General features: G+C 74.0%; 20 protein-coding genes. 17 read left to right on the top strand and 3 right to left on the bottom strand.

The window, feature by feature from the left end:
* The first annotated feature begins 10 nt into the window (after positions 1-10).
* The 4 genes from ABZ457_RS09625 (at position 11) to ABZ457_RS09640 (ending at position 4558) form a co-directional block, all read left to right on the top strand.
* Positions 11-1252 (top strand): histidine kinase, encoded by a 1242-nt coding sequence (locus ABZ457_RS09625; protein ID WP_359155753.1) that lies wholly within the window; start codon positions 11-13, stop codon positions 1250-1252.
* Positions 1249-1929 carry a response regulator transcription factor gene (locus ABZ457_RS09630; RefSeq protein ID WP_359155755.1) on the top strand — a complete coding sequence of 227 codons (681 nt, stop codon included), beginning with the start codon at positions 1249-1251 and terminating at the stop codon, positions 1927-1929. The genes ABZ457_RS09625 and ABZ457_RS09630 overlap by 4 nt, the downstream gene beginning before the upstream one ends.
* A 9-nt stretch (positions 1930-1938) precedes the next feature.
* Entirely contained in the window at positions 1939-3210 is a 1272-nt protein-coding gene (locus ABZ457_RS09635; RefSeq protein ID WP_359155757.1) for a cytochrome P450, read from the top strand.
* Between the two features lie 82 nt (positions 3211-3292).
* Complete coding sequence (locus ABZ457_RS09640; RefSeq protein WP_359155759.1) at positions 3293-4558, top strand: cytochrome P450; 1266 nt, start codon at positions 3293-3295, stop codon at positions 4556-4558.
* A 65-nt stretch (positions 4559-4623) separates the two neighbouring features.
* Here the strand turns inward: ABZ457_RS09640 and ABZ457_RS09645 are convergent, their stop codons facing one another.
* Positions 4624-5628, bottom strand: a complete 1005-nt coding sequence (locus ABZ457_RS09645) for a Gfo/Idh/MocA family oxidoreductase (RefSeq protein ID WP_359155761.1) — start codon at positions 5626-5628, stop codon at positions 4624-4626.
* Between the two features lie 133 nt (positions 5629-5761).
* On the opposite strand from ABZ457_RS09645, the gene ABZ457_RS09650 reads away from it, so the two are divergent.
* Positions 5762-6532 (top strand): GntR family transcriptional regulator, encoded by a 771-nt coding sequence (locus ABZ457_RS09650; RefSeq protein WP_359155858.1) that lies wholly within the window; start codon positions 5762-5764, stop codon positions 6530-6532.
* A gap of 125 nt (positions 6533-6657) precedes the next feature.
* Here the strand turns inward: ABZ457_RS09650 and ABZ457_RS09655 are convergent, their stop codons facing one another.
* Positions 6658-7662, bottom strand: coding sequence for a helix-turn-helix domain-containing protein (locus ABZ457_RS09655; protein WP_359155763.1), 1005 nt, complete (start codon positions 7660-7662; stop codon positions 6658-6660).
* A gap of 52 nt (positions 7663-7714) precedes the next feature.
* Between ABZ457_RS09655 and ABZ457_RS09660 the strand changes: the two genes are divergently transcribed.
* From ABZ457_RS09660 to ABZ457_RS09710, 11 genes are all read left to right on the top strand, one after another.
* Positions 7715-8110, top strand: coding sequence for a cupin domain-containing protein (locus ABZ457_RS09660; protein ID WP_359155765.1), 396 nt, complete (start codon positions 7715-7717; stop codon positions 8108-8110).
* Positions 8111-8489: 379 nt separating this feature from the next.
* Entirely contained in the window at positions 8490-9506 is a 1017-nt protein-coding gene (locus ABZ457_RS09665; RefSeq protein WP_359155767.1) for a sugar ABC transporter substrate-binding protein, read from the top strand.
* Positions 9503-10645, top strand: a complete 1143-nt coding sequence (locus tag ABZ457_RS09670; protein ID WP_359155769.1) for an ABC transporter permease — start codon at positions 9503-9505, stop codon at positions 10643-10645. The genes ABZ457_RS09665 and ABZ457_RS09670 overlap by 4 nt, the downstream gene beginning before the upstream one ends.
* Positions 10612-11547 carry an ATP-binding cassette domain-containing protein gene (locus tag ABZ457_RS09675; protein ID WP_359155771.1) on the top strand — a complete coding sequence of 312 codons (936 nt, stop codon included), beginning with the start codon at positions 10612-10614 and terminating at the stop codon, positions 11545-11547. Before ABZ457_RS09670 ends, ABZ457_RS09675 begins: the two co-directional genes overlap by 34 nt.
* 125 nt (positions 11548-11672) lie before the next feature.
* Positions 11673-12839, top strand: coding sequence for an ROK family glucokinase (locus ABZ457_RS09680; protein ID WP_359155773.1), 1167 nt, complete (start codon positions 11673-11675; stop codon positions 12837-12839).
* Positions 12836-13408, top strand: coding sequence for a hypothetical protein (locus ABZ457_RS09685; protein WP_359155775.1), 573 nt, complete (start codon positions 12836-12838; stop codon positions 13406-13408). Before ABZ457_RS09680 ends, ABZ457_RS09685 begins: the two co-directional genes overlap by 4 nt.
* 149 nt (positions 13409-13557) lie before the next feature.
* The gene (gene pcaC, locus ABZ457_RS09690; RefSeq protein WP_359155777.1) at positions 13558-14865 is read left to right on the top strand and encodes a 4-carboxymuconolactone decarboxylase; all 1308 of its coding nucleotides are present in this window, start codon (positions 13558-13560) and stop codon (positions 14863-14865) included.
* A gap of 81 nt (positions 14866-14946) precedes the next feature.
* Positions 14947-15579 (top strand): MBL fold metallo-hydrolase, encoded by a 633-nt coding sequence (locus ABZ457_RS09695; protein WP_359155779.1) that lies wholly within the window; start codon positions 14947-14949, stop codon positions 15577-15579.
* Positions 15580-15643: 64 nt separating this feature from the next.
* Entirely contained in the window at positions 15644-16423 is a 780-nt protein-coding gene (locus ABZ457_RS09700; RefSeq protein WP_359155781.1) for an exodeoxyribonuclease III, read from the top strand.
* 80 nt (positions 16424-16503) lie between these two features.
* Positions 16504-16956 (top strand): DUF6278 family protein, encoded by a 453-nt coding sequence (locus tag ABZ457_RS09705; protein ID WP_359155783.1) that lies wholly within the window; start codon positions 16504-16506, stop codon positions 16954-16956.
* Positions 16957-17133: 177 nt separating this feature from the next.
* Positions 17134-17877 carry an amino acid ABC transporter ATP-binding protein gene (locus ABZ457_RS09710; protein ID WP_359155785.1) on the top strand — a complete coding sequence of 248 codons (744 nt, stop codon included), beginning with the start codon at positions 17134-17136 and terminating at the stop codon, positions 17875-17877.
* Between the two features lie 365 nt (positions 17878-18242).
* Here the strand turns inward: ABZ457_RS09710 and ABZ457_RS09715 are convergent, their stop codons facing one another.
* A complete protein-coding gene (locus ABZ457_RS09715; RefSeq protein WP_359155787.1) occupies positions 18243-18986 on the bottom strand; it encodes a hypothetical protein in 744 nt (247 codons plus the stop codon).
* Between the two features lie 133 nt (positions 18987-19119).
* Between ABZ457_RS09715 and ggt the strand changes: the two genes are divergently transcribed.
* Positions 19120-20928 (top strand): gamma-glutamyltransferase, encoded by a 1809-nt coding sequence (gene ggt, locus ABZ457_RS09720; protein ID WP_359155789.1) that lies wholly within the window; start codon positions 19120-19122, stop codon positions 20926-20928.
* Positions 20929-20935: the final 7 nt, after the last annotated feature.

Below are 20935 nucleotides of genomic sequence, written 5' to 3' on the forward strand. Positions count from 1 at the left end.
CTTTGTCGACATGACGCGCACGGAGTACCCATGGCTGCTGCCCTCCGCCATGGCCGAGACCCCTGACCCCGACGCCGAGGACGGGCCCGGCGGGCGCCGGGGGGCGCGGCCGCGACGGACCCTGCGCGACTGGGTCGTGGACACCCTCGTCTTCCTGCTCGCGGCCGCCATCGGGGTGGCCGCCGGTGAGGCGTCCCAGGAGGCCGGCAACGCCGAGGTCGTCGTCCTCGTGGACCAGCTCCTCGGTGCCGCCGCCTGCTGCGCGCTGTGGGTGCGGCGGCGCTGGCCGGTGGGGCTCGCGCTGGTGCTGCTGGTCGTCAGCACCGTCTCGCCCGTCGCGGGCGGGGCCGCCATGCTCAGCCTGTTCAGCCTGGCCGTGCACCGCCCCTTCCGGCCGGTCGCCGCCGTCGGCGCCCTCGCCCTGCTCACGGCCGTGGTCCAGCCCCTGATCCGCCCGGAACCGTCGACCACGTACCTGGTCAGCGTCATCGCCGGGCTCGTCCTCGTCCTGCTGGTGGTCGGCTGGGGCATGCTCGTCCGCTCCCGCCGGCAGCTCTACGTCGCCCTGCGCGAGCGCGCCCGCCGGGCCGAGGCGGAGGCCGTCCTCCGCGCCGAGCAGGCCCAGAGGCTCGCCCGGGAGGCCATCGCCCGAGAGATGCACGACGTCCTCGCCCACCGCCTCACCCTGCTCTCCGTGCACGCCGGGGCCCTGGAGTTCCGGCCGGACGCCCCGCCCGCCGAGGTCGCCCGCGCCGCCGGCGTCATCCGGGACAGCGCCCACGAGGCCCTCCAGGACCTGCGCGAGATCATCGGCGTCCTCCGCGCCCCCGGTGAGGGCGAGGGCGCCGCCGACCGGCCCCAGCCCACCCTCGCCACCCTGGACGCGCTGGTCGCCGAGTCCCGGGAGGCCGGGATGACCGTCGAGCTGGACAACACCATCGACGACCCCTCCGCCGTCCCCGCCGCCACCGGCCGGACCGTGTACCGGATCGCCCAGGAGGGCCTGACCAACGCCCGCAAGCACGCCCCCGGCGCCGAGGCCCGGGTCACCCTCCGCGGACGCCCCGGCGACGGACTGACCGTGGAGGTGCTCAACCCGCCGCCGCGCGGCGACGTCCCCCGCGTCCCCGGCTCCGGCCAGGGCCTGATCGGCCTCACCGAGCGGGCCGTCCTCGCGGGCGGGCGCCTGGAGCACGGCAGGACCCGCGACGGTGGGTTCCGGGTCTCCGCCTGGCTACCGTGGCCCACATGACCATCCGCCTGATCGTCGTCGACGACGACCCCCTCGTCCGCGCCGGGCTCTCCCTCATGCTCGGCGGCGCCGAGGACATCGAGATCGTGGGGGAGGCGGCGGACGGCTCCGAAGTGCCCGACCTGGTCGACCGGCTCGCCCCCGATGTCGTCCTCATGGACATCCGGATGCCCGTGACGGACGGCCTGACCGCCACCGAGGCGCTGCGCGCCCGGCCCGGCGCGCCCCAGGTCGTCGTGCTGACCACCTTCCACGCCGACGAGCAGGTGCTGCGCGCCATGCGGGCCGGCGCGGCCGGGTTCGTCCTCAAGGACACCCCGCCCGCCGAGATCGTCGCCGCCGTCCGCCGGGTCGCCGCGGGCGACCCCGTCCTGTCGCCCGCCGTCACCCGCCAGCTGATGGCCCACGCGGCGGGCAGCGCCGAGGACACCCGCCGCCCGGCCGCTGCCCGCCGGCTCGACGCCCTCGCCGAACGCGAGCGGGAGGTCGCCGTCGCGGTCGGCCGGGGCCGTTCCAACGCCGAGATCGCGTCGGATCTGTATATGAGCGTGCCGACGGTCAAGACCCATGTCTCGCGGATTCTGGCCAAGTTGGGCCTCAACAACCGTGTCCAGATCGCGCTCCTCGTCCACGACGCGGGACTCGCGGACGATGACGGGGACCCGCCCGGTCCGTAGGGTCGGACGATGACCGTCGTCGATCTCGCCTCGTTCGGGCCCGGGTTCACCGCCGATCCGTACCCCTGGTACGCGCGGCTGCGCGAACGCGGCCCGGTGCACGAGGTGCGCGGCACGGACGGCGGCCGCTTCTGGCTGGTCGTGGGCCACGAGGAGGCGCGGGCCGCGCTCGCCGACCCCCGGCTGTCCAAGTCACCGGCCACGGTGGGCACGACGATGCTCGACGAGGAGGTCATCGGCCCCAATCTGCTGGGCCTCGACCCGCCCCGCCACACCCGGCTGCGCAGGCTGGTCGCCCGCGGGTTCACCATGCGCCGGGTGGAACGCCTGGCACCCCGGGTGCGGGAGATCACCGGCGGCCTGCTGGACGCGCTGCCGGCGACGGGCCGGGCCGACCTGGTGGAGTCCTTCGCCTTCCCGCTGCCGATCGTCGTCATCTGCGAACTCCTCGGCATCCCGGCCGCCGACCGCGACGACTTCCGCACCTGGTCGAACGCGATCGTCGCGCCGGTCTCCGCGGAGAGCGAGCGGGAGGCGGTGTACCGGCTGCGCGACTACCTGGACGAGCTGATCGAGGCCAAGCGCGAGGCCGCGCGCCGCGCCGGGTCCTCGGACGCCCCGGATGCCCCGGACGACGACCTGATCTCGGCGCTGCTGCGAACCCTCCCGGGCGACGGCCCCGCAGGCCCGGACGGCTCCGACGACTCCGACTCCGACGCGGACGCCGACGCGCTCACCGTGCCCGAACTGAGCGCCCTCGCCTATCTGCTGCTCATCGCCGGGCACGAGACCACCGTCAACCTCATCGGCAACGCCGTCCGCGCCCTGCTCACCCACCCCGACCAACTCGCCGCCGTGCGCGCCGATCCGGCGCTGATCGACGGCGTGATCGAGGAGACCCTGCGCTGGGACGGACCGGTGGAGAACGCCACCGTCCGCTTCACCGCCGAACCCGTCGCGTACGGGGACGGGTCGGGGGAGACGACCGTCCCGGCCGGCGAGGTCGTCCTCGTCGGGCTGGCCGGCGCCGACCGGGACCCGGAGCGCTTCCCGGACCCGTCCCGCTTCGACATCCGCCGCGACACCCGCGGTCACCTCGCCTTCGGCCACGGCCTCCACTTCTGCCTGGGCGCGCCCCTGGCCCGGCTGGAGGCCCGGATCGCCCTGCGCGCCCTCCTCGACCGCTGCCCGGACCTCGCCCTGGACGAGCCGGACGCGCCCTACGACTGGATGCCCGGGCTGCTGATCCGGGGCGTCCGCCGCCTCCCGGCGCGCTGGTAGGTGCCCCGCCCCCGCGCCCGGGGCACCTGCCCCGCTTCCCCACCACCGGTACGACGTGACGTGACGAACGGAAGGGACCACCGTGACCACCGACACGACCGACACGACCGACCCCACCGGAACCGACGCCCCACTCGTCGACCTCGCCGCCCTCGGCGAGGACTTCACCCGCGACCCGTACCCCGTGTACGAGGCCCTGCGCGCCCGGGGCCCCGTCCACCGCGTCCGCCTCCCCGAGGGCCACAACGCCTGGCTCGTCGTCGGACACGAGGCGGGGCGCGCCGCGCTCGCGGACCCCTCGCTCTCCAAGGAGTGGCGCAACGCCGCCCCCGACCTGGGCACCCGCCAGTTGTCCTCCGGCATCACCATGCTCAGCGCCGACCCGCCCCTGCACACCCGGCTGCGGAAGCTGGTGGCACGGGAGTTCACCATGCGCCGGGTGGAACGCCTGGCGCCCCGCGTCCAGGAGATCACCGACGAACTGCTGGACCGGATGGTGCCGCAGGGCCGCGCGGACCTGGTGGACGCCTTCGCGTTCCCCCTCCCGATCACCGTCATCTGCGAGCTGCTCGGCGTCCCCTTCCTCGCCCGGGACTCCTTCCGCGCCTGGTCGGGCACCGCGCTCTCCTCCCCGGACCGGGCCGAACGCGAGTCCGCCGCGGCCCAGTTGACGCAGTACCTCGCCGGGCTCCTCGCGGAGAAGCGCGACCGCCCCGGCGACGACCTGATGAGCGCCCTGATCCACGCCTCCGCCGGCCCGGACGCCGAGGACGCCGAGGGAGACGGCGAGGACGGTGACGGCGACCGCCTCACCCCGGGCGAACTCATGGGCATGGCCTGGCTGCTCCTGGTCGCGGGCCACGAGACCACCGTCAACCTCATCGGCAACGGCGTCCTCGCCCTGCTCACCCACCCCGACCAACTCGGGGCCCTGCGCGCCGATCCGGCGCTGATCGACGGCGCGGTGGAGGAGATGCTCCGCTGGGACGGGCCCGTCGAGACGCCCACCTACCGCTTCACCACCACCCCCTACGAGGTCGGCGGCACAACCGTCCCCGGCGGCGGCCAACTCCTCCTGATCGCCCTCGCCGACGCCAACCGCGACCCCGCCCGCTTCCCGGACCCGTCCCGCTTCGACATCCGCCGCGACACCCGCGGCCACCTCGCCTTCGGCCACGGCCTCCACTACTGCCTGGGCGCACCCCTGGCCCGGCTGGAGGCCCGTGTCGCGATCACCACCCTGCTCACCCGCTGCCCCGAGCTGCGCCTCGACGCCCACCCGGCCGCCCTCACCTGGCGCGGCGGCATGCTGATCCGCGGCGTGGAACGCCTCCCGGTGCGCTGGTGAGCCGGCCGCCCGGTCCGGCCCCGACGGCCCCGACAGCCGGGGCGGCCGGGGGCGGCCGGGGGCGGCTACTCCGAGGGGATCTCCGCCAGCCGGACCGGGCGGCGTTCGCGGCGGGAGAGCTCGCAGGCTTCCGCGACGCGCAGTGCGGTCAGCGCCTCGCGGCCGTCGCACGGGTTCTCCGCCTCGCCCGTGATCAGGCGGACGAAGGCGTCCAGCTCGGCCTCGTACGCCGGGGCGAAGCGTTCCATGAAGCCCGGCCAGGGGTTGTCGACCGGGGGGATGCCCTTGGGCTCGGTGGAGCTGATCGGGGTGCGGTCGTCCAGGCCCACGGAGACCTGGTCCAGCTCGCCGGCCAGCTCCATGCGCACGTCGTAGCCCGCGCCGTTGCACCGGGTGGCGGTGGCGGTGGCGAGGGTGCCGTCGTCCAGGGTCAGGACGGCGGCGGCGGTGTCCACGTCGCCCGCCTCGCGGAACATCGGGTCGCCGCCGTCCGAGCCGGTCGCGTACACCTCGGTGATCTCGCGGCCCGTCACCCAGCGCAGGATGTCGAAGTCGTGCACCAGGCAGTCCCGGAACAGCCCGCCGGACAGCGGCAGGTAGTCGGCCGGCGGGGGAGCGGGGTCCGAGGTGATCGCGCGGACGGTGTGCAGCCGGCCGAGGCGTCCGGAGCGGACCAGCTCCCGGGCGGCCGTGTACCCCGCGTCGAAGCGGCGCATGAAGCCGAGCTGGAGGACCGTGCCCGCCTCGTCCACGTCCCGGAGGGCGGCGAGGGTGCCCGCCAGGTCCAGGGCGATGGGCTTCTCGCAGAAGGCCGGCAGCCCGGCGCGGGCGGCGCGGCCGATGAGCTCGGCGTGCGCGGAGGTCGCCGAGGCGATCACCACCGCGTCCACGCCCCAGGTGAAGATCTCGTTCGCGCTCGGGGCGGCGGTGGCCCCGTAGCGTTCGGCGGTCCGTACAGCCCGTGCCGCGTCAGTGTCCGCCACGACCAGGGATCCCACCTCGCGGTGGCGGCTCAGGATGCCCGCGTGGAAGCTGCCGATACGGCCGGTCCCGATCAGTCCGATGCGCATGGCCCCAAAGGTGGAGGTCGGCCCGCCACGGTGTCAAGACTTTGTCCTGACAACCGAACCTCACGACTTCCCGTCAACATGGCGTGGGGCTACGCTCCCCTTCGTGTCCAAGCAGCCCAGACGAGAGAAGGACGTGCCCCCGGAGCGCCCGGAGCGCCTGGAGCCGCCGGAGCTCCACCTCGGCGTCGACCGCACCAGCCCGGTCCCGCTGTACTTCCAGCTCGCCCAGCAGCTGGAATCGGCCATCGAGCGCGGCACCCTCACTCCCGGCAGCCTTCTCGGCAACGAGATCGAGCTGGCCGGGCGTCTCGGGCTGTCCCGTCCCACCGTCCGCCAGGCCATCCAGTCCCTGGTCGACAAGGGCCTGCTCGTGCGGCGCAGAGGTGTGGGCACCCAGGTGGTGCACAGCCAGGTCCGGCGCCCGCTGGAGCTGAGCAGCCTCTACGACGACCTGGAGGCCGCCGGCCAGCGCCCGGCCACCACCGTCCTGGTCAACGCCGTGGAGCCCGCGGACGCCGAGGTCGCCGCCGCGCTCGGCATCGCCGAGGGCAGCGAGGTCCGCCGTATCGAGCGGCTGCGCTACGCCCACGGGGAGCCCATGGCCCGGCTGCGCAACCACCTCCCGGCGCAGCTGCTGGACTGTGGCACCGAGCGGCTGGAGGCGACCGGCCTGTACCGGATGATGCGCGGCGCGGGCATCACCCTGCACAGCGCCCGCCAGACGGTCGGCGCGCGCGCGGCCGAGGGCCCGGAGGCGGAACTCCTCGGCGAACGCCCGGGCGCGCCGCTGCTCACCATGGCACGCACGACCTTCGACGACACCGGGCGCGCGGTCGAGTACGGCGCGCACGTCTACCGCGCGACGCGGTACGCCTTCGAGTTCCAGCTCCTCGTCCGCCCGTGACGTCCCCGGCCGGGCCGCGGGCCGGTCCAGGGTCAGCTGCTTCCGGACGGGCCGGCCCCGCCGGCTGCCGCCCTTGCGCCGGACCCGCCGTGCACGGTTCCCGCCCCCGCCGGCTGCCGCCCCCGTCACCCCGCCCGGGGCCCGAACCGCGCCCGGTACGTCGACGGGGAGATGCCCGTCTCGCGGCGCATCAGCGTGCGCAGATGGGCGGCGGTGCCGATGCCGCTGCGGTGGGCGACCACGTCGAGGCGGTGTTCGCCGCGTTCGATCAACCGGCAGGCCAGGGCGAGGCGTTCGCCGGTGAGCCAGGTCAGCGGTGTGGTGCCGAGCTGTGCGCGGAAGCGGCGGTGGAGGGTGGCCGGGCTGACCGCCGCGCGGGCCGCGAGGACGGCGACGGTGAGGGGGGCGTCCAGGCGCTCCTGGGCCCAGGCCAGGACCGGTGCCAGGGACTCGTCCGGCAGGTCGGGCACCGGGCGTTCCACGAACTGCCGCTGCCCGCCGTCCCGGTGCGCGGCGAAGACCAGGCGGCGGCTGACGGAACCCGCGATCTCCGCGCCGTGGTCGCGCCGGACCACATGCAGCCCGAGGTCGAGGGCGGCCGCGCTGCCCGCCGCGGTGAGGATGTCGCCGTCGTCCACGAACAGCACGTCCGCCGCGAGGTCGACGGCGGGGAAGCGGGCCCGGAAGGAGTCCGCCCACTGCCAGTGCGCGGTGGCCCGGCGGCCGTCGAGGACGCCGGCCTCGGCCAGGGTGAAGGCGCCGCTGCAGAAGCCGATCAGGCGCGCCCCCCGGGCGTGCGCCCGGCGGACGGCGTCGAGCACGGCCGGGCGGCGGGGCACCTCGGTGTCCGGGCGGTTGGGGACGATCAGGGTGTCCGCCGCCTCGGCCGCCTCCAGGCCCGCGACCCCCGTGAGCGTGAAGAACCCGTCCCGCATCAGGGTTCGGGGCTCGGGGGAGCAGAGCCGGAAGTCGTAGAGGTCACGACCGAGCTCCGGCCGGCGCAGGCCGAAGATCTCGGTCGCGCAGCCCAGCTCGAAGGGGTTGGAGTTCTCGTCCACGATCACGACGACCCGGTGTAGGCCCGCGGCCGCGCCCGCGACCGGACGCGCCTGCGAGGATTCTTTCGCCATATGCGATTCCTAGCACTCCCGCCTGCCGTGCGGAACGGCCCAGGATGAGCCCGTGAGCAATGAACCGATCTCCCTCGCCACGGCCCTGGCCTCCTTCGACGCCCTGTGGAGCCCCCGCATCGTCACCCGCGTCAACGACTACGACGTCCGCCTCGCCAAGGTGGAGGGCGAACACATCTGGCACGTCCACGACGACACCGACGAGTTCTTCCTGGTCCTCGACGGCGAGCTGTCCATCTCCCTGCGCGAGCCCGGCGGTGAGCGCACGGTCCTGCTCCCCCGGGGCTCCGTCTTCACCGTCCCGCGCGGTACGGAGCACCGGCCGTACGCCCCGTCCGGCGCCGCGATCCTCATGTTCGAGCCCACCGGGACACCGACCGTGGGCGACCGCCACGACGAGATCCCGGACCATGTGGACGCGACGACCGGACACGCGCTCGACACCTGAGCTGTCTCCGGCCCACCCGAGCCGGAGATCCCCACCCTCGGGGCCCCGCCCGGTCAGAATGTTCGGACAAACCCTTGACGCCCCCGCGCCCCCGCCGTAGAAACGCTCCCAGCCGCAACCCGGCGGCCCGGGACAGGAGGCGGACACACCCATGCGATTCCCCCGGCGAAGCCGCGGCAGAACCCCCGGCCCGACCCCCGCCCCGACCCCTGTCCCACGTGTCCGCCCCACCCCGCCACCTGCCCGGACGGAGGCCGTGACGGATACTTGGGCGGCCGGGCAGGGGTCCGGTTCGCGTCCGAGGACCCGAACCGCCGCCTCCCGGCCGGACCGGACAGACCGTGCGGGCCGGACGGCACAGCGAGAAGGGCACGCCTTCGTGGGACGGGCAGGAACAGGTGTACGCGCACTGGGCGCGCTGCTGGCGGTGGTGCTCGCGGCCGGGCTCGCCGGATGCAGCAGCACCGGCGGCAAGCGCGCCGAGGACGCGCGCAAGGCCGCGGAGAACGCCCGGGGCAAGGCCGCGGTCACCACCCCGCGCTGGACCTTCGCGATGGTCACCCACTCCGGGGACGGCGACACCTTCTGGGACATCGTCCAGCGCGGCGCCAAGGAGGCGGCCGCCAAGGACAACATCAACTTCCTCTACGCGCACAGCGACGAGGGCCAGCAGCAGGCCCAGCTCGTCGACTCCTACATCGCCAAGAAGGTCGACGCGCTGATCGTCACCCTCGCCAAGCCCGACGCCATGAAGGGCGTCGTCGCCAAGGCGGTCAAGGCGGGCATCCCCGTGGTCACGGTGAACTCCGGCTCCGAGCAGTCCAAGAGCTTCGGCGCCCTCACCCACATCGGCCAGGACGAGTCCGTGGCCGGCGAGGCCGTCGGCGAGGAGCTGAACGACCGGGGCCGCAAGAAGGCCCTCTGCGTCCTGCACGAGCAGGGCAACGTCGGCCACGAACAGCGCTGCGCCGGGGCCGCCAAGACCTTCGGCGGGGACATGCAGAACCTGTACGTCGACGGCACCAACATGCCCGACGTCCAGGCGTCCATCGAGGCCAAGCTCCAGACCGACAAGTCCATCGACGCGGTGGTCACCCTCGGCGCCCCCTTCGCCGACGCGGCCGTGCAGGCGAAGAAGACCGCCGGGTCCAAGGCCGAGGTCGACACCTTCGACCTGAACGCCAAGGTCGCGGCCGGTCTCGCGGACAAGACCCTCGGCTTCGCCGTCGACCAGCAGCCCTACCTCCAGGGCTACGAGGCCGTCGACCTGCTGTGGCTCTACAAGTACAACGCGGACGTCCTCGGCGGGGGCCTGCCCGTCCTCACCGGGCCGCAGATCATCACCGAGAAGGACGCGGGCGCGCTCAAGGAGTACACGGACCGGGGGACCCGATGAGCGAGGCAGCCTCCCCGGCGACCCCCGCCACCCCCGGCCCGTCCGGAACCCCCGGCAAGGCACCCGGCAGCACCCCCGGCCAGGCGTCCGCGCCCGGCGACGGACCCGGCGGCGGCCCCGGCGCGGGCGACGAGCGGCTGCTGCGCACCTCGCTGCTCCGCCGCCTGATGGGCCGCCCCGAGCTGGGCTCGATCGTCGGCGCCGTCGCCGTGTTCGTCTTCTTCTCCCTGGTCGCCGACTCCTTCCTCCAGCCGTCCAGCCTGAACACCGTCCTCTACGCGGCCTCCACGCTCGGTGTGATGGCCGTGCCGGTGGCGCTGCTGATGATCGGCGGCGAGTTCGACCTCTCGGCCGGTGTGCTGGTGACCAGCTCCGCGCTGGTCTCCTCGATGTTCAGCTACCAGATGACCGCGAACGTGTGGGTCGGCGCGGGCGTCTCGCTGCTGGTCACCCTCGCCATCGGCGTGTTCAACGGCTTCATGCTCACCCGCACCAAGCTGCCCAGCTTCATCATCACGCTCGGCACCTTCCTGATGCTGACCGGTCTCAACCTGGGCTTCACCAAGCTGATCAGCGGCACGGTCTCCACCAAGTCGATCGCCGACATGGAGGGCTTCGACTCCGCCCGCACGGTGTTCGCCGAGACGCCCCTGTTCGGCGCGACGGTGAAGTCCACCATTCTGTGGTGGGCCGTGCTGATCGCCGTCGCCACCTGGATCCTGCTGCGCACCCGCTTCGGCAACTGGATCTTCGCGGTCGGCGGCGGCGCGGACGCGGCACGCGCGGTCGGCGTCCCGGTCGGCCGGACCAAGATCCTCCTCTATATGGGCGTCGCCTTCGGCGCCTGGATCTCCGGGCAGCACCTGCTGTTCTCCTACGACGTGGTGCAGTCCGGCGAGGGCGTCGGCAACGAGCTGATCTACATCGTCGCGGCGGTCATCGGCGGCTGCCTGATCACCGGCGGCTACGGCTCCGCGATCGGCGCGGCCGTCGGCGCGTTCATCTTCGGCATGACGAGCAAGGGCATCGTCTACGCGGAGTGGGACCCGGAGTGGTTCAAGTTCTTCCTGGGAGCGATGCTGCTGCTGGCCACCCTGCTCAACGCATGGGTCCGCAAGCGGGCGGAGGCGACACGATGACGAGCGACGAGAACAAGGCGCCGGGCGGGGACAAGTCGACGGGCGAGGGCAAGCCGACGGGCGAGGGCACGACCGGCACGGCCCCCGCCGCCCCCCTGGTCGAACTGGACGACGTCAGCAAGTACTACGGCAACATCCGCGCCCTGGAGGGCGTCTCCCTCTCCGTCTCGGCGGGCGGGATCACCTGCGTCCTCGGCGACAACGGCGCGGGCAAGTCCACCCTCATCAAGATCATCGCGGGGCTGCACCGGCACGACGCGGGCAGCTTCCGGATCGAGGGCGAGGAGGTCTCCCTCGGCAACCCGCGCGAGGCGCTGAACCGGGGGATCGCCACCGTCTACCAGGACCTGGCCGTGGTGCCCCTGATGCCGGTGTGGCGGAACTTCTTCCTCGGCTCCGAGCCGACCAGGGGCAAGGGCCCCTTCCGGCGCCTGGACGTGGACACCATGCGCGCCACCACCCGCGCCGAGCTGCTGCGCATGGGCATCGACCTGCGGGACGTGGACCAGCCCATCGGCACCCTCTCCGGCGGCGAGCGCCAGTGCGTGGCCATCGCCCGGGCCGTCCACTTCGGCGCGAAGGTGCTGGTCCTCGACGAGCCCACGGCCGCCCTGGGCGTCAAGCAGTCCGGGGTGGTCCTCAAGTACGTGGCCGCCGCCCGGGACGCCGGGCTCGGCGTGGTCCTGATCACCCACAACCCGCACCACGCCTATCTCGTCGGCGACCGGTTCGTGCTGCTCAAGCGGGGTGTGATGGCGGCGAGCCACACGCGGGAGACGGTGACGCTGGACGAGCTGACCCGGCAGATGGCGGGCGGCAGCGAGCTGGAGGACCTGCGCCACGAGCTGGAGCGCGCCCCCGCCCCGGCCCATCTCGGCGGCCCGGACGCGGCCAAGGGGTGAGTGCCGTGGTGCGGCGGCCCCGGACCGGGCCCGCCGCACCACGGCCCAGGGCCTAGCATCGTCAGCGGCGGGCACCGTCCGCCCCGGCCCACCGGACCCGGCCCCCCACCACCCGCAGGGACGACGTGAGCACGTACCGCGACTTCACCCAGCGAGGCGCAGCCCGCGCCACGGTCCTGCGGACCGTCGGCACCCGGGAGCGGCGCTCGCACCTCTCCGCCCCCCGGGTCCCCACCGTGGGGATCGACATCGGCGGCACCAAGGTGATGGCCGGGGTGGTCGACGCGGACGGCGTCATCCTGGAGAAGGTCCGCACCGAGACCCCGGACAAGTCCAAGAGCCCCAAGGTCGTCGAGGACACCATCTGCGAGCTGGTCCTCGACCTGTCCGACCGGCACGATGTGCACGCGGTCGGCATCGGCGCGGCCGGCTGGGTCGACGCCGACCGGGCCAACGTCCTCTTCGCCCCCCACCTGGCCTGGCGCAACGAGCCCCTGCGCGACGCCCTCGCCGCCCGCCTCGCGGTGCCCGTCCTGGTCGACAACGACGCCAACACCGCCGCCTGGGCCGAGTGGCGCTTCGGCGCCGGACGCGGCGAGGACCACCTCGTCATGATCACCCTCGGCACCGGCATCGGCGGCGCGATCCTGGAGGACGGCCGGGTCAAGCGCGGCAAGTACGGCGTCGCGGGTGAGTTCGGTCATATGCAGGTGGTGCCGGGTGGACACCGCTGCCCCTGCGGCAACCGCGGCTGCTGGGAGCAGTACAGCTCCGGCAACGCCCTGGTCCGCGAGGCCCGCGAACTGGCCGCCGCGGACTCCCCGGTCGCGTACAACATCATCGACCGGGTCGGCGGCAACGTCCGGGACATCACCGGGCCGCTGATCACCGAACTCGCCCGTGAGGGCGACGCGATGTGCGTGGAACTCCTCCAGGACATCGGCCAGTGGCTCGGTGTCGGCATCGCCAACCTGGCCGCCGCCCTGGACCCCTCCTGCTTCGTCATCGGCGGCGGGGTCAGCGCCGCCGACGACCTGCTGATCGGCCCCGCCCGGGACGCCTTCCGCCGCCATCTGACCGGCCGCGGCTACCGCCCCGAGGCCCGGATCGCCAAGGCACAGCTCGGCCCCGAGGCCGGTATGGTCGGAGCGGCCGACCTCGCCCGGCTGGTCGCCCGGCGCTTCCGCCGGGCCAACCGGCGCCGGGTGGAGCGGCACGAACGCTACGAGCGCTACGCGCAGGCCCTGCGCAACCCCGGCTCCGTCCGACCGACCCAGGAACCCCCGTCATGACCACGCTGACCCACCGGCCGGCCCCGGTGCCGCCGTCCCCCGAGGGGCGCCGCCGCATGCTGGTGCGGCGCTTCCTCACTGCGCTCACCATCGTGCTCCTGATCGGCATTCCGGCCGGGTACCTGCTGGTCTCCGCCGAGCAGAGCCGCGACAGCGGGCGCGACAAGGAGGCCGAGTCCTCGGCGGACGGACTGCGGGAGCGCTGGCCGTCCCTGATGAAGCGCCGCGTCTTCGAGGTGCCGATCCCGGAGGGCTCCTGGCGGGTCGGCTACTACGAGACCAGCAACTGGAGGACCAGCCGCCTGTACGTCCAGTTCCGCACCACCCCCGACGGCCTGGACGAGTTCCTCAAGGGCGTCGGCACCGACCGGGCCGCGCTCAAGGGCGGCAAGGTCACCATCGGCGAGCGGGACGCCCGCACGGTCGGCTGGAACTTCGCCCTCCCCGGCCGCGACTGGGCCGGCACCACCCACACCAACAAGGCCCCCCGGCCCCGCCAGGACATCACCGTCGACCTGACCGAACCGCTCAAGCCCTGGGTCTACGTGGTCTCCGCCGCCACGCCGTAGCCGCGGTCCCGCCATGCCGTAGCCGCGGGGCCCCGTGTTCGCGGCCGGGGCGCCGGGCGCGCCGTCCGTGGTCCCCGCCCGGCCGTCCCGTGAACGAGGCGTGGAGGGCCCACCCCCGGTGACCGGAGCGGGTGGTTCCAGTCACTACGGTGGACGCCGTGAGTCAGACGCAGACGCCCCCGAAGACCCTGCAGTACCGGATCGACGGCCCGGACGACGCACCGGTGCTCGTCCTGGGCCCCTCGCTGGGCACCACCTGGCACATGTGGGACCGCCAGATCGCCGAGCTCGCGGGCCGCTGGCGCCTGATCCGCTTCGACCTGCCGGGCCACGGCGGCGCCCCCGCCCACCCCGCGGGATCCGTCGCCGAGCTGGCCGACCGCCTCCTCGCCACCCTGGACGCCCTCGGGGTGCAGCGCTTCGGCTACGCGGGCTGCTCCCTCGGCGGCGCGATCGGCGTCGACCTCGCCCTGCGCCACCCCCACCGGGTCACCACCCTCGCCCTGGTCGGCACCTCACCGCGCTTCGGCACCGCGGACGACTTCCGCCGCCGGGGCGTCGTGGTCCGCACCAACGGGCTGGACCCGATCGCCCGCAGCGCCCCCGAGCAGTGGTTCACCGGGCCCTTCGCCGCCGCGCAGCCCGCGATCGTGGAGTGGGCCGTCCAGATGGTGCGCACCACCGACCCGGGCTGCTACATCGCCGCGTGCGAGGCGCTGGCCGCCTTCGACGCCCGTGCCGAGCTGGCCCGCCTGGGCGTGCCGACCCTGGTGGTCGTCGGCTCCGAGGACCAGGTCACCGGCCCCGCCGAGGCCCGCACCCTGGTCGCCGGCATCCCGGACGCCCGGCTCGCCCTGGTGCCCGGCGCGGCCCACCTCGCCCCCGTCGAGCAGCCGGCCGCCGTCACCGACCTCCTCGCCCACCACTTCGGCAGCACCCGCCACGACACCCTCACGGGCATCCCCGTACAGCACGCGGCACCGGTCGTGCCCGCCGGCTCCGCGCCCGTCGCCCCGGTCGCCGAGATCGGCCCCGCCGCGCCCGAGCAGCCGCAGGCCGTCCACCCCGGCGGCCGGCCCGACCCGTACCACGCGGGCATGCGCATCCGCCGCGAGGTGCTCGGCGACGCCCACGTGGACGCAGCCACCGCCGGGGCCGACGAGTTCACCGGGGACTTCCAGGAGCTCATCACCCGCTACGCCTGGGGTGAGGTCTGGTCCCGCGAAGGGCTCGACAGACGCACCCGCAGCTGTGTCACCCTCACCGCGCTGCTCGCCGGCGGCCACCTCGACGAACTCGCCTTCCACACCCGCGCCGCCCTGCGCAACGGCCTCACCCCGGCCGAGATCCGCGAGGTCTTCGTCCAGGCCGCCGTGTACTGCGGGGTGCCGGCCGCCAACGCCGCGTTCCGGGTCGCCCGCGCCGTCATCCGGGAGGAGACCGCCCCCGGCGCGTAGCTCCCCGCGGCCGGGGCCGCCCGCCGCCCGGTCCCGCGGCCGGGCGGCCCGCTCCGCGCGATCCCGTAGCAGGATGGGGACATGAGGATCGTCAAGAAGACCCACTCCTGCGTCCGGCTGGAGAAGGACGGACGCGTGCTCGTCATCGACCCGGGCGGCTTCAGCGAGCGGGACGCGGCCGCCGGGGCGGACGCCCTGCTGGTCACGCACGAGCATCCGGACCACTTCGACGAGGGGCGGCTGCGGGCCGCCCTGGAGGCGAACCCGGACGCCCGGCTGTGGACCCTGCGCAGCGTCGCCGAGCAGCTGGCGCCCGCCTTCCCCGGCCGGGTGCACACCGTCGGGCACGGGGACGCCTTCGAGGCGGCCGGTTTCGAGGTACGCGTCCACGGCGAGCTGCACGCGGTGATCCATCCGGACATCCCGCGCGTCACCAACGTCGGCTATCTGGTGGACGGTTCGCTCTTCCACCCCGGCGACGCGCTCACCGTCCCGGACCAGCCGGTCGACACCCTGCTGCTGCCCGTGCACGCGCCGTGGAACAAGATCTCCGAAGTGATCGACTACGTACGCGAGGTGAAGCCCCGGCGCGCGATCGACATCCACGACGCCCTCCTCACCGACCTGGCCCGCCCGATCTACGACCGCCAGATCGGCGCCCTCGGCGGCGCGGACCACGGCCGGCTGGAACCGGGGGCCGCCCGCGAGCTGTGAGGGCCCCGCACGGCCCGTCCCGGTCCGCCGGGCTCTGTCCGACCCCGCCGTTACTCTTGGCCGCATGCGTATCGCCACCTGGAACGTCAACTCGATCACCGCCCGGCTGCCGAGGCTGCTGGCCTGGCTGGAGAGCAGCGGCACCGATGTGCTCTGCGTCCAGGAGACCAAGTGCACCGAGGAGCAGTTCCCGGCGGACGCCCTGCGCGAGCTGGGCTACGAGTCCGCCGTGCACGCCACCGGCCGGTGGAACGGCGTGGCCCTCCTCTCCCGCGTCGGCCTGGCGGACGTCGTCAAGGGCCTGCCCGGCGGCCCGGAGTACGAGGGCGTCCAGGAGCCCCGGGCGATCTCCGCGACCTGCGGCCCGGTCCGCGTCTGGTCGGTCTATGTGCCGAACGGCCGCGAGGTCGCCCACGACCACTACGGCTACAAGCTGCGCTGGCTGGAGGCCCTCTCCGCCGCCGTCGCCGAGGACGCGGCGGGGGAGCGGCCCTTCGCCGTCCTCGGCGACTACAACATCGCCCCCACCGACGACGACGTCTGGGACACCGCCGCCTTCGAGGGCCTGACCCATGTCACCGCCCCCGAGCGCGCCGCGCTGGAGGCCCTGCGCGAGCGCGGGCTGTCCGATGTCGTCCCGCGTCCGCTGAAGTACGCCCACCCGTTCACGTACTGGGACTACCGCCAGCTCTGCTTCCCCAAGAACCGCGGTATGCGCATCGACCTGGTGTACGGCAACGCCGCCTTCGCCGGCGCCGCGAAGGACGCGTACGTGGACCGCGAGGAGCGCAAGGGCAAGGGCGCCTCCGACCACGCGCCGGTCGTCGTCGACCTGGACGTGTAGAGCGCGCCGGGCCCGCCCGGGCGGATCGGGGGCGCGTGCCCTGTGGTGCGCACCACCCCCGGTCTGCGACGCTGGTCGGTATGAACATCCCCTTCCTGGACAATTGGCTGCGGCGCCACGACGAGGCGCCCGAGCACGCCGGCGGCCCCGGACCGGGGGACCGCGACCCGGAGCGGGCCGAGGCGATCGCCTCCCTGCTCTCGGAGTGCGAGCTGCTGCGCGCCCGCGCCGCCGACGCGGGGCTGGAACTCGACGACTCCCCGGCCTCGTTGAGCGCCCTGGACCAGCTGCCGCCCCGCTGGCGGGACGACCCGGAGGAACTGCCCTGGCTGGGCAATGACGCGGGCCTCTACCTCGGCACGGTGATCGTGCGCACCGTCCCCGGCGCCGTCTGGCACATCTGGCCCGGCGGCCAGCCCGTCGTGCGGCTCGTCTCGGGCCGCGAGATCCGGGTCGTGGAGGCCGGGCTGGAGTGGGCGGTCAACGGCGCGCCGGAACTCTCCCAGGTCTACGCGGAGGCCGCCGAAGCCTGAGAGCCGCCGCGGCCGCCCCCTGGCCCGGGGCCGCCCGCGCGCTCCCGCGCACGCCCGCTCGGGACGACGGCTCGACAATACGGTTTATCCCTCACTTATGCGTGTCGGGGCGAAGTGCCTTTCCCGGCTGGATAGTTTGCGATCACCGCGACACAGCGAACAGGAGCAGGGCAGCGTATGGCCGTTGATCCGCTGATCGAGCTGCGTGACGTCAACAAGCACTTCGGTTCCCTCCACGTTCTGCGGGACATCGACCTCAGCGTCGGCCGCGGCGAGGTGGTCGTCGTCATCGGCCCCTCCGGTTCCGGCAAGTCGACCCTGTGCCGGGCGATCAACGGGCTGGAGCAGATCGAGTCCGGCACCATCGCGATCGACGGGAAGCCGCTGCCCCCGGAGGGGCGCGAACTCGCCCGGCTGCGCGCGGACGTGGGCATGGTCTTCCAGTCGTTCAACCTCTTCGCCCACAAGACCGTCCTCGCCAATGTCGCCCTCGGCCCGGTCAAGGTCCGCTCCCGGAAGAAGGAGGACGCCGAGCGGCGGGCCCGTGAACTCCTCGACCGGGTCGGCCTCGCCGACCAGGCCGGCAAGTTCCCCGCCCAGCTCTCCGGCGGGCAGCAGCAGCGCGTCGCCATCGCCCGGGCGCTCGCGATGGACCCCAAGGCGATGCTGTTCGACGAGCCCACCTCGGCCCTCGACCCGGAGATGATCAACGAGGTCCTGGAGGTGATGCAGAGTCTGGTCGCGGAGGGGATGACGATGATCGTGGTCACCCACGAGATGGGCTTCGCCCGGTCCGCCGCCAACCGCGTGGTCTTCATGGCGGACGGGAGAATCCTGGAGGACCGGGCCCCCGAGGCGTTCTTCACCGCCCCGGAGAGCGACCGGGCGCGGGACTTCCTCTCCAAGATCCTGAAGCACTGAAGGGCACGGCAGATGCCACGTCCGAGGGGTCCCGGTCCGCCCGCGCGCCTCCCGCCCGGGATCTGGACTACGCTGTGCCGTTCATCCCCGTGGTGATGGTGCGGCCGCCCCCGGCCCCGGCGGAGGGGAGACGGAGGGGGCAGCAGCTCATGGGGCATCGTCCTACCCTGCCCGGGCAGGGGCCGGTGGCAGCCGGTGATCACTTCTCGCGCCGCGGGACCGACGGAGACGCCGGACCGCCGCGGCCGGGGAGAAGGTCAGCTCCACCGTAGGGGCCGTGCCCGATGCCGGGCGGGCCCCCGTCGCCGCGCGTGCGACGGGGGCGCCGCTCCTTTTCCTTCCCGCTCGGGCCGGGGCTTTCCCGCTCAGGCGGAGGCGCGCTGCGAGGCGCGCGGACCCGGCAGCGCGGCCTGCGCCGCCCGCGTCACATCGGCCACGACCTCGACCACATCGGGCCCGTACGCCTGGGAGTTGACCACCTTCAGCAGCAGCACGAACGAGCCGCCCCCGTGCTTGCGGGCCAGCTTCTCGTGGTGCCGCGCGAGATACCGGGTCGCCGCCTGGTTGGTGATCGCCCGCTGCCCGCAGAAGAGGAAGACCGGCCGGGCCTCCTGACCGGCGGTCAGCCGCGCCAGGATCACGTACTCGGCCGCACCCGGCTCCATCCGGTAGTGCTCGGCGCCGATCTGGAACGCGCCCTGTTCCGGACCCGGTTCGGCGTCCGTGTTCACCTTCACCCCGGGCAGCATCGACTGGAGGTGCGCCGCGGTGCGCCGGTTGCTGACCGGACCGCCCACGCAGAACTCCGTCCGCTCGCCGAACCCCTGCCGCGCCGCGTCGTGCCAGACGACCTGCCCGTGCGCCCCGCAGTCCTTGACCAGGGCCGACAGCTCCAGCAGCGCGAACACGTCGAAACGGTGCACCGAACCGTCCCGCCCGGCCTCCCGGTTGACGACCAGCAGGCACTCGGAGGCCGTCGGCATACCGAAGAACGCCTGCTTGCGGCGGAGCCGGCGCCGCCAGAGGTAGGTACGGGCCGTCCAGCCGATCGCGGCGCTGAGCCCCGCGGCCAGCACACCGAGCACGATGTTGCGTATGTCGTCCGTCATGGGCGCGCATGCTCGCGGGCGCGCCGGATCCCGTCGGCGGCGGTGCGGGTCCCCGGTGCCGAGCGGAGGCGGTCCTGACGCGCGGCGGTCGCGAAAGTTACGCTGCGCCGACACCCGCACACTGGAGGTACGTATGCGCCGTAGTGCCGTTCGGATGGTGACGGTCCCCGCCGTCGTCGCGGCCGTCGTCTCGATCGGTGCGGCCGCACCGCCCGGCCAGGAACGCGCCCCCGCCGCACCCGTGAAGTCGCCCGTGGCCGTCGGGTACGGGGGAGCGGTCGCCAGCGTCGACGCCGACGCCTCCGCCGCCGGCATCGAGGTGCTGCGCCGGGGCGGCAACGCCGTGGACGCGGCCGTGGCGACGGCCGCCGCGCTGGGCGTCACCGAGCCGTACTCGGCGGGCATCGGCGGAGGCGGCTACTTCGTCCACTACGACGCCCGGACCCGGAGCGTGCGCACCATCGACGGCCGGGAGACCGCGCCGCGTTCGGCGGACGCCTCCCTGTTCCTGGAGAACGGCAAGCCGATCCCGTTCGACCAGGCCGTCACCTCGGGTCTCGGCGTCGGCACCCCGGGGACGCCCGCCACCTGGGAGGCCGCCCTCGACGCCTGGGGCACCCGCTCGCTGGGCCAACTCCTCAAGCCCGCCGAACGGCTGGCCGCGCGCGGCTTCACCGTGGACGCCACCTTCCGCGCGCAGACGGAGGCCAACCAGGCCCGCTTCAAGGACTTCCCGGCCAGTGCCGAACTCTTCCTGCCGGGCGGGAAGCTCCCGGTCGTCGGCTCCACGATGAAGAACCCCGACCTGGCCCGCACCTACGCCGAACTGGGCCGCAAGGGCGCGGACGCGCTCTACCGGGGCCCGATCGCCGACGACATCGTCCGCACGGTCCGCCGCCCGCCGGTCGACCCGTCCGCCACCCGCACCGTCCGCCCCGGCGACCTCAGCCGCCAGGACCTGAGGTCCTACGAAACGATTCGCCGCGCGCCCACCAAGGTCTCCTACCGGGGCCTGGACGTCTACGGCATGGCGCCCTCCTCCTCGGGCGGCACCAGCGTCGGCGAGGCCCTCAACATCCTGGAGCGGACCGACCTCTCGCGCGCCTCCCAGGCCCGCTACCTCCACCGCTTCATCGAGGCGAGCCGTATCGCCTTCGCCGACCGGGGCCGCTGGGTCGGCGACCCGGCCTTCGAGGACGTGCCCACCCGGGGCCTGCTCTCCCAGCGGTACGCCGACTCCCGGGGCTGCCTGATCCGCGACGACGCGGCCCTCACCAGCCCGCTCGCGCCGGGCGACCCGCGCAGGCCCGCCGCCTGCCGCAGCGGCGGCCGGGCCGTGCCGACCCCGCACGCGGTGGAGAGCACCACCCATCTGACGACGGCCGACAAGTGGGGCAACGTCGTCGCCTACACCCTCACCATCGAGCAGACCGGCGGCAGCGGGATCACCGTGCCGGGCCGGGGCTTCCTGCTCAACAACGAGCTGACCGACTTCTCCTTCGCACCGGCCGACCCGGCGGTCCACGACCCGAACCTGCCCGGCCCGGGCAAGCGGCCCCGGTCCTCGATGGCGCCGACGATCGTCCTCGACGAGCGGGACCGGCCGGTGCTGGCCCTCGGCTCCCCGGGCGGGGCGACCATCATCACCACCGTCCTCCAGACCCTGACCGGCCATCTGGACCGGGGACTTCCGCTCGTCGACGCGATCGCCGCGCCGCGCGCGAGCCAGCGCAACCAGGCGACCACGGAGCTGGAACCGGGCCTGTGGAACAGCCCGTTGCGCAAGGAACTGGAGGCCCTGGGCCATGGCTTCCGCCAGAACCCGGAGATCGGCGCGGCGACCGGCGTCCAGCGCCTCCCGGACGGCCGCTGGCTCGCGGCTGCGGAGAAGACCCGCCGGGGCGGCGGCTCGGCGATGGTGGTCCGGCCGACGACCCGCTGACCGCGCG

Source organism: Streptomyces sp. NPDC005805 (assembly GCF_040630445.1).
In the GTDB taxonomy this organism is placed as follows: domain Bacteria; phylum Actinomycetota; class Actinomycetes; order Streptomycetales; family Streptomycetaceae; genus Streptomyces.

Coding starts and splice junctions, on each gene's coding strand:
- ABZ457_RS09625 (WP_359155753.1), top strand. CDS start 11: ATGACGCGCACGGAGTACCCATGGCTGCTGCCCTCCGCCATGGCCGAG.
- ABZ457_RS09700 (WP_359155781.1), top strand. CDS start 15,644: ATGCGTATCGCCACCTGGAACGTCAACTCGATCACCGCCCGGCTGCCG.
- ABZ457_RS09710 (WP_359155785.1), top strand. CDS start 17,134: ATGGCCGTTGATCCGCTGATCGAGCTGCGTGACGTCAACAAGCACTTC.
- ABZ457_RS09635 (WP_359155757.1), top strand. CDS start 1,939: ATGACCGTCGTCGATCTCGCCTCGTTCGGGCCCGGGTTCACCGCCGAT.
- ABZ457_RS09655 (WP_359155763.1), bottom strand. CDS start 7,662: ATGGCGAAAGAATCCTCGCAGGCGCGTCCGGTCGCGGGCGCGGCCGCG.
- ABZ457_RS09675 (WP_359155771.1), top strand. CDS start 10,612: ATGGGTCCGCAAGCGGGCGGAGGCGACACGATGACGAGCGACGAGAAC.
- ABZ457_RS09645 (WP_359155761.1), bottom strand. CDS start 5,628: ATGCGCATCGGACTGATCGGGACCGGCCGTATCGGCAGCTTCCACGCG.
- ABZ457_RS09705 (WP_359155783.1), top strand. CDS start 16,504: ATGAACATCCCCTTCCTGGACAATTGGCTGCGGCGCCACGACGAGGCG.
- ABZ457_RS09715 (WP_359155787.1), bottom strand. CDS start 18,986: ATGACGGACGACATACGCAACATCGTGCTCGGTGTGCTGGCCGCGGGG.
- ABZ457_RS09670 (WP_359155769.1), top strand. CDS start 9,503: ATGAGCGAGGCAGCCTCCCCGGCGACCCCCGCCACCCCCGGCCCGTCC.
- ABZ457_RS09630 (WP_359155755.1), top strand. CDS start 1,249: ATGACCATCCGCCTGATCGTCGTCGACGACGACCCCCTCGTCCGCGCC.
- ABZ457_RS09695 (WP_359155779.1), top strand. CDS start 14,947: ATGAGGATCGTCAAGAAGACCCACTCCTGCGTCCGGCTGGAGAAGGAC.
- ggt (WP_359155789.1), top strand. CDS start 19,120: ATGCGCCGTAGTGCCGTTCGGATGGTGACGGTCCCCGCCGTCGTCGCG.
- ABZ457_RS09685 (WP_359155775.1), top strand. CDS start 12,836: ATGACCACGCTGACCCACCGGCCGGCCCCGGTGCCGCCGTCCCCCGAG.